Origin of the sequence: Marilutibacter maris (assembly GCF_006546735.2) — a bacterium.
In the GTDB taxonomy this organism is placed as follows: domain Bacteria; phylum Pseudomonadota; class Gammaproteobacteria; order Xanthomonadales; family Xanthomonadaceae; genus Marilutibacter; species Marilutibacter maris.
In genome coordinates this window covers 1-7,117 of sequence record NZ_VICD02000094.1, presented here as the reverse complement: position 1 = coordinate 7,117, position 7,117 = coordinate 1, and the positions used below count along the sequence as shown (strand labels likewise).

The 7,117-nt window shown below is 70.0% G+C and carries 8 protein-coding genes; 1 reads left to right on the top strand and 7 read right to left on the bottom strand.

From position 1 onward, the window contains the following. Positions 1 to 554: 554 nt before the first annotated feature. On the bottom strand, positions 555 to 1,295 hold the full coding sequence (fabG, locus tag FKV24_RS06535) for a 3-oxoacyl-ACP reductase FabG (protein ID WP_141481809.1): 741 nt from the start codon (positions 1,293 to 1,295) through the stop codon (positions 555 to 557). 90 nt (positions 1,296 to 1,385) lie between these two features. After that, positions 1,386 to 1,886 (bottom strand): hypothetical protein, encoded by a 501-nt coding sequence (locus FKV24_RS06530; RefSeq protein WP_141481808.1) that lies wholly within the window; start codon positions 1,884 to 1,886, stop codon positions 1,386 to 1,388. A 140-nt stretch (positions 1,887 to 2,026) separates the two neighbouring features. On the opposite strand from FKV24_RS06530, the gene hemF reads away from it, so the two are divergent. Beyond that, complete coding sequence (gene hemF / locus FKV24_RS06525; protein ID WP_141481807.1) at positions 2,027 to 2,962, top strand: oxygen-dependent coproporphyrinogen oxidase; 936 nt, start codon at positions 2,027 to 2,029, stop codon at positions 2,960 to 2,962. A gap of 465 nt (positions 2,963 to 3,427) precedes the next feature. Here hemF and FKV24_RS06520 read toward each other — a convergent pair whose 3' ends face one another. The 5 genes from FKV24_RS06520 to FKV24_RS06500 form a co-directional block, all read right to left on the bottom strand. Beyond that, complete coding sequence (locus FKV24_RS06520) at positions 3,428 to 4,474, bottom strand: NAD(P)H-dependent glycerol-3-phosphate dehydrogenase (protein WP_111265091.1); 1,047 nt, start codon at positions 4,472 to 4,474, stop codon at positions 3,428 to 3,430. Positions 4,475 to 4,482: 8 nt separating this feature from the next. Continuing rightward, a complete protein-coding gene (gene secB, locus FKV24_RS06515) occupies positions 4,483 to 5,004 on the bottom strand; it encodes a protein-export chaperone SecB (RefSeq protein WP_111265090.1) in 522 nt (173 codons plus the stop codon). A 236-nt stretch (positions 5,005 to 5,240) separates the two neighbouring features. Further along, complete coding sequence (locus tag FKV24_RS06510) at positions 5,241 to 5,678, bottom strand: rhodanese-like domain-containing protein (RefSeq protein WP_111265089.1); 438 nt, start codon at positions 5,676 to 5,678, stop codon at positions 5,241 to 5,243. Positions 5,679 to 5,810: 132 nt separating this feature from the next. After that, positions 5,811 to 6,251 (bottom strand): hypothetical protein, encoded by a 441-nt coding sequence (locus FKV24_RS06505; protein WP_111265088.1) that lies wholly within the window; start codon positions 6,249 to 6,251, stop codon positions 5,811 to 5,813. A gap of 51 nt (positions 6,252 to 6,302) precedes the next feature. Then, positions 6,303 to 6,803, bottom strand: coding sequence for a YiiD C-terminal domain-containing protein (locus tag FKV24_RS06500; RefSeq protein WP_141481806.1), 501 nt, complete (start codon positions 6,801 to 6,803; stop codon positions 6,303 to 6,305). Positions 6,804 to 7,117: the final 314 nt, after the last annotated feature.

The following is a 7,117-nucleotide window of genomic DNA, read 5'->3' as shown; positions in this document are numbered from 1 at the left end:
GGCACGGCGCCCAAACTCGCTGCGCTCAGACATGGGCGCCTCTACGGCCGCCGCCCCCTGCGGTGCGCGGCGGGCTTTAAGTCGCTGAAGGTCAAGGTCAGGGTCAACAGCATCGGTCGCTCTTGACCTTGCTGGCACTCGGACAGCCCGTACCCGGCGCAGACCCGGAGGGCGGCGCGCACGGACGCGCGCCGTTTTTCGGTCACGACAGGATGTCGTGTCGAAAAAACCCCGGAACGCCCACCGCTCACGATTGAGCTCCGTCGGGACGGCCCTTTCTTTTGGTGACTTTTCTTTGGGCCAGCAAAGAAAAGTCACCCGCCGCCCTGGTGGCGGAAGCTCTTGCCTAAAAAAACAAAGGAACCTGAGTTTCTAAAAGGAAACAACACGCTTTCCGGGCCGTTGCGGGCGCGCGCCACGCGCTCACCTCGCAACCCCCGGCCCGGTGCAGCGTGCCCGGCGTTCAAGCCGGCGCGAGCCAGTGGCTCGCAAACGCCTTCCCCGGCCCTCGACGTTCGAGCCGGCGCGAGCCAGTGGCTCGCAAACGCCGGCTCTCACCCCATTCCCCCATTGATGCCGATTACCTGGCCGTTGACATAGCCGGCCGCGTCCGAGCACAGGAACGCCACCAGCGCGGCGACCTCGTCGGCGCGGCCGGCGCGGCCGGCGGGGACCATCTGCCGGATCGCGTCCGGCGGGAAGCTGTCGTCGGCCATCCGGCCCTCTATCACTCCCGGCGCGACCACGTTGGCGGTGATCCCGCGGCTGCCCATTTCCCGCGCCAGCGAGCGGGTCGCGCCGTGCAGCGCGGCCTTGGCCGCGGCGTAGTTGGTCTGGCCGCGGTTGCCCAGCACCGCCGCCACCGACGACACGCTGACCACCCGGCCCCAGCGGGTGCGCGCCATCGGCAGCAGCAGCGGCTGGGTGACGTGGAAGAAACCGTGCAGCGACACATCGATCACCCGCTTCCATTGCGTCTGCGACATGCCCGCCATCGGTGCGTCGTCGTGGATGCCGGCGTTGTTGACCACCACCTGGATCGGCCCGGCCTGCAGCAGGGTCTCGATCGCCGCGTTGCAGGCGTCGGCGTCGGCGACATCGAAGGCGACCGCCTCGGCCTGGCCGCCGTCGGCCCCGATCGCGGCCACCACCGCCTCGGCCTGGGCGCGATTGCGGTTGGCATGGACGATGACGTGGCAGCCGTCGGCGGCGAGGCGACGGCAGATCGCGCTGCCGATGTCGCCGCTGCCGCCGGTGACGAGCGCGCGACGGAGCGCCGGACTGGATGGGGACATGGCGGGCCTGCATGAGCGACGGACGGTGGGCTCCGATTGTCGCCATCGCGCCCGGCGCTGCAAGCGCACCGGTCCCGCCATGTCCCTGCCCTACTGCGGGCTGAAACCCGGCGGGTACGGCGGAGTGCCGTCGACACCGACCTCGTCGCCGGTGATCAGGAAGAACTGTTCGACGATGCTGCCGCCGGTATCGCACCTCAGCGTCTGCCGTGCCTGCATCACCGCCCAGTCGCCGTCGCTGGCGCCGGTGGCATCCACGCCGTCGATCACCACGACCCAGAAATCCAGCACCCGTTCGGCATCGGCCTCGCACCGGATCGACGCCACCTCGGGAAGCGGAACCGTCGCCAGTCCGGACTCGCCATCGCTCTTCTGCCAGGCCTCGAACAGCGGCGACTGCGGCGCCAGCCGATGCAGATCGACCCAGGTGTCGGCCGGCAGATCCGGCCCCGACGCGCGGTCGCTGCGCTGCAGCCAGTGCAGACGGGCGCCCTTGCGGTTCGACACCACCGCCTGCAGCTCGATGACATGACCGAAGCGCCCATTCTCCTGATAGTTCTGCGCTTGCATGAGTTCGATGTAGACCGCCATCCGCGCCGCCTCGCCAGGGTGGGAACACCGTCAGGAACGCCATGTCGACAGGCCTGTGAACCCCCGCCGCGGGCGTCCGCCGCGTCCGCGCCTTGAGCCGGATCAATCGGTGCGGCCGGGCGCCCCGTAGAATGCGCGCCATGGACAATTTCGAACGCGCACGCAGCTATCTGACCGGCCTGCAGGACCGCATCTGCCGGGCCATCGAGACCGCCGACGGACAGGCCCGCTTCCAGGAGGACGCCTGGACCCGGGCGCCGGGCGAGAGCGGCGCGGCGACCCTGGGCGGCGGCGGCCGCACCCGGGTGCTGCGCGACGGCGCGGTATTCGAGCAGGCCGGGATCGGTTTCTCGGACGTCTCCGGCACCCGCCTGCCGCCGTCGGCAACCGCCGCGCGGCCGGAACTGGTCGGCGCCTCGTGGCGCGCGGTCGGCGTCTCGCTGGTGTTCCACCCGCGCAATCCCTACATCCCGACCACCCACGCCAACGTCCGCCATTTCACCGCCGAGCGCGACGGCGAGACCGTCGCCTGGTGGTTCGGCGGCGGCTTCGACCTGACCCCGTTCTACCCGTTCGACGAGGACGTGCTGCACTGGCACCAGGTCGCGCGCCGGGTCTGCGAGCCGTTCGGCGGCCAGCAACGCTACGACGCCCACAAGCGCTGGTGCGACGACTACTTCTTCCTCAAGCACCGCGACGAGACCCGCGGCATCGGCGGGCTGTTCTTCGACGATCTGCACGGCGACTTCAATCGCGAGTTCGATTACCTGCGCGCGGTCGGCGACGGCTTCCTGGAGGCCTATCTGCCGATCGTCGAACGTCGCCGAGAGACCGCCTGGGGCGAACGCGAGCGGCAGTTCCAGCTGTACCGGCGCGGCCGCTATGTCGAGTTCAACCTGGTGTTCGATCGCGGCACCCTGTTCGGGCTGCAGTCGGGCGGACGCACCGAGTCGATCCTGATGAGCATGCCGCCGCTGGCGCGCTGGGAGTACGGCTACCAGCCCGAGCCGGGCAGCGCCGAGGCGCGCCTGGCCGACTACCTGCGGCCGCGCGACTGGCTGGCCGAACTGGGCTGAGCCCGGGCAACTGCGCAGGAGCGGCGTCAGCCGCGACCGGCCCATCCCGTGAAAGCCTCATCGTGGCTCACGCCGCTCCTACGAGATGCGATACAGCACGGACCCAGCCCCCTGAGTCAGGGGGCGATTCGCGCGCAGCGCGAATGGGGGTGTGGCAGCGCAACGGCGGGGCCCATGGTTTGCGCAGCAAACTTTGGGAGATATCCGAGCGCAGCCGGATATCGTTCCCCCCTGAGTCAGGGGGCGATTCGCGCCATCGGCGCGAATGGGGGTGTGGAAGCGCAACGGCGGGGCCCAAGGTTTGCGAAGCAAGCTTTGGGGATTCCCGGGCGCCGCCCGGGAATCGCGGCTTACGCCGCTCCTACAAAAGCGGGGAGCCGCCCGCGGCGGACGTCCCATGCCACTGGACTCCGTAGCCATGCCTTGGGAATGTCTGGAGAAGCGGGCACGCGCGTGCCCGCCTCCTCAGCCGAACAGGCCGACCGGGTATTCGGGCTTCTGCTCGCGTGCCAGCAGCTGGCGCAGGCCGTCCGCCGGGGTGATCTCGCCGTGCAGGACCGCGCGCACCGCGCTGGAGATCGGCAGTTCGATGCCATGGCGCTCGGCCTGGCGCATCACTTCGTCGGCGGTCTGCACCGACTCGACCACCTGGCCGATCTCGCGGACCGCGTCGGCGATGCTCTGGCCGCGCCCCAGTGCGAGGCCAAGGCGGCGGTTGCGCGACAGGTCGCCGGTGCAGGTCAGCACCAGATCGCCGAGGCCGGCCAGGCCCATCAGGGTCTCGGCCTTGCCGCCGATCGCCTGGTTCAGCCGCAGCATCTCGTTGAGGCCACGGGTGATCAGGCCGGCGCGGGCGTTCAGGCCCAGGTCCATGCCGTCGGCGACGCCGGTGGCGACCGCCAGCACGTTCTTCATCGCACCGCCGAGCTCGGCACCGACCATGTCGTCGCCGGTGTAGGCGCGGAACGCCGGTCCGTGCAGGGTGTCGGCGACCTGCTGGGCGAAGCCGGCATCGTCCGAATGCACGGTCAGTGCGGTCGGCAGCCCGGCGACGACCTCCTTCGCGAACGACGGCCCGGTGACCACCGCCAGCGGCACGTCGGCGCCGAGCACTTCCTCGGCGACCTCGTGCAGGAAGCGGCCGCTGCCCGGCTCGAAGCCCTTGGTCGCCCAGGCCACGCCGGCACCGGCGGGGCGGTGCGGCGCCAGCGCGCGCAGGATCTCGGCAAAGGCATGCGAGGGCACCACGACCAGGACCATGCCGGCGCCGCCCAGGGCCCCGGCCAGGTCGGTGGTCGCGACCAGGTTGTCCGGTAGCGGGTGCCCGGGCAGGTAGCGGGTGTTCTCGTGATGCTGGTTGATCGCCGCGACGGCATCGGCGTCGCGCCCCCACAGCACGGTCGGATGACCGTGCCGGGCGGCGAGCGAAGCCAGTGCGGTGCCCCAAGAGCCCGCGCCCAGCACCGTGATGGGTGCCTTGCCGGCACCCGTTGCGTTATCGGCTCCGGTCATGGGCCGGATCAGGCGTTACCGGCGGCCTCGGCGTCGGCCAGACCGTCGCCGTTCTGCTGCTGGCGCTGGCGCAGGCCTTCGGCGTACAGCGCGTCGAAGTTGACCGGCTGCAGGTAGAACGGCGGGAAGCCGCCGGCCTGGATCAGGTCGCTGATCAGCTGGCGGGCATACGGGTACAGGATGCTCGGGCAGTGGCTGCCCAGCAGGCCGTCCAGGGTCTGCGGGTCGAAGCCGGAAACGCCGAACACGCCGGCCTGCTTGACCTCGGCCAGATAGATCGACTTCTCGCCGACGGTGCAGGTCAGGGTGATGCCCAGCACCACCTCGAAGGCGTTCTCGCCCAGACGCTGCACGTTCTGGTTCATGTTCATCTGCAGCTGCGGCTGGGCCTGCTCGTTGAACACGGCCGGTGCGCCCGGTACCTCGAACGAAACGTCCTTGACGTAGATCTTCTCGACCGAGAAGGTCGGGGCGTTCTGCGCGGCGGCGTCGGCCGGCGCGGCGGCGCCGTTGTTCTGCTCTTCGGACATCTCGTTACTCCAGGTAAACGGTTATCGGATCAAGGATTTGAAAGGGCTCTGAGAGCTTCAGGTGCGGGAGTATCGCACGCGACCATGACCGCTCCGGATCGTCCTCGATGGAACGCAACCCGTCGCGACTCCCCCCTGCACAGCTCAGGTTGGGGCGAATGCGGCGTTCGCAAGGCCCGTTGGCCGGCAACCGCGGGTTATGTGACCGCCGGAGCCGCGCCGCGGCGACGGTTCGGCTACTTGCGCCCCTTGACCAGCGGCAGGTCGGCCTGCTGCCAGGCGGCGATGCCGCCGTCGAGCCAGTAGACATGCTCGAAGCCGGCCTTCTTCAACCGCTTGGCCGCCGCGGTCGAGGCCATGCCGTTGCGGCAGACCACCACCACCGGCAACTGCTTCACGTTGGCCAGCAGCTTGCTCTCGGGGTCGAACTGGCTGAGCGCGACCGACTTGCTGCCGGCGATGTGGCCCTTCTCGAAGTCGCTGCTTGAGGACAGGTCGACGACCAGCGCGTTGTCGCGGTTGATCAGCCCGGTCAGCTCGGCCGGGCGCAGCGCCTTGTAGCCACGGAACAGGCGCGCGATCTCGGTGTAGATCAGGGCCACGGTCAGGCCGGCCAGGCCCATGGACAGGTAGGGATGGCGGCCGAAGAAGGCCAGCAGTTCTTCAAGATTCACGGATCACGGCCACGCTGAAAGGGGAACAAGCCAGGAAGGGAACGGCCCCGCGAAATTCGACGCCGCGGGGCGCACGGGGCCGGGGATTGTCGCCCAGCGCCGGCGCCGGCGCAAAAGAACGGGGTCCGGAGCCTATTGCCCCGACCACAGATCCGGCATCGGGCTGGTCACCCACCAGCGCTTGGCTTCCTCGTCCCAGCGCCAGGTTTCCTGGTAGCGCACGGTGCGTTCGGCCAGGGTATGGCGGTTGATCACGCCGATCTCGATGTCGCGCGCCGCGGTGCCGCCGTCGAGGTCGCTCATGCCGCCGATATCGCGGTAATGCGAGATCTGGACCTGCTTGTAGCGCTCCATCTCCAGGTCGGTCATCGGCTTCTCGTCGCGCATGTCCGGGTCGAGCAGGCCCCAGGCGCCCTCGAAGTCGCCCCAGCGGATCGCGCCCGACCAGGCGTACTGGGTGCGGTGCAGCGCATCGGCCTTGGGGCCGAGACTGGCGCAGCCGCCGAGCACGGCGACGACCGCGACCAGGCAGGCGAACAGGACGGGACGGAACAGCGGATTCGTCAGGCGCATCGGTTTCCCCGGCAATTGCGGATACCCGCGCATCGTAGCCGGGAACACGATTCAGCGCCGCAGTATCGCCACGTAGCGTGCGGTGAACTCGGTCGCACTGCCGCCCTCCGGCAGCCGCGCATGCGCGACCACGCCGATCCGCGCCCGGCCGCGACTACGCAGGGTGGCGATGAAGGTGCTCCAGTCGGCGCCGGGCGCGGCTTCGGCCTCCACGTCCAGGTCGGCGAACAACGGCGCCAGGTAGCCGATCTGGCTGTCGGCGACGAACACGTCGGCGTCCAGTCCGGCCGCTTCCACGTGCAGCGATACCAGCCCCCAGGCGGCCAGGGTCATCATCGACGCCAGGCTGCCGCCGAACGCGCAGCCCTTGTCGTTGACGTGGCGCGCCAGCGGCGCATGCAGGCGCAGCCGCTGGCCGTCATAGCCGGCGATCGAAAGGTCCATCACCGCAACCGGCGGCATCGAGTCGTAGTGGGCCTTGAGGCGGACGAGCGCGGCGGCGTCGGGCTGCGACGGGGCGAGCGGCGGAGAAGCGAGCGTGTCCAATGACATTCGGTATCGGGGGCGGCAGCGGAGGGAGGCGGCGGGACGGTCGATCCGCCCGCCGGGCCGGCGCAGGGTACAGACATTGTGTGGCGACGACGACGCTGCGCCGGCGTACGGTCCGGCACATCCCTGTGCCAAGCTGTGCGCCATGTCCGCCACCGCTCCCGCCCGCCGCTGGCACCTGGTTTCGCTGCGCCCCAGTGGCCGCCACGAAGCGCTGCGTCGTGCCGCCGCCCGCCATGGCGGCGGACTGATCGCGCTGTCGAGCTGCCGCCTGCGGCACTTCGACGACGCCGCCAGCCGGCGACGGCTCGACGACG

Bases quoted from the DNA above. Each gene is read 5' to 3' on its own strand.
- fabG (WP_141481809.1), bottom strand. From the start codon at position 1,295: ATGTCCCCATCCAGTCCGGCGCTCCGTCGCGCGCTCGTCACCGGCGGC.
- FKV24_RS06505 (WP_111265088.1), bottom strand. From the start codon at position 6,251: ATGCGCCTGACGAATCCGCTGTTCCGTCCCGTCCTGTTCGCCTGCCTG.
- FKV24_RS06500 (WP_141481806.1), bottom strand. From the start codon at position 6,803: ATGTCATTGGACACGCTCGCTTCTCCGCCGCTCGCCCCGTCGCAGCCC.
- hemF (WP_141481807.1), top strand. From the start codon at position 2,027: ATGGACAATTTCGAACGCGCACGCAGCTATCTGACCGGCCTGCAGGAC.
- FKV24_RS06530 (WP_141481808.1), bottom strand. From the start codon at position 1,886: ATGGCGGTCTACATCGAACTCATGCAAGCGCAGAACTATCAGGAGAAT.
- secB (WP_111265090.1), bottom strand. From the start codon at position 5,004: ATGTCCGAAGAGCAGAACAACGGCGCCGCCGCGCCGGCCGACGCCGCC.
- FKV24_RS06520 (WP_111265091.1), bottom strand. From the start codon at position 4,474: ATGACCGGAGCCGATAACGCAACGGGTGCCGGCAAGGCACCCATCACG.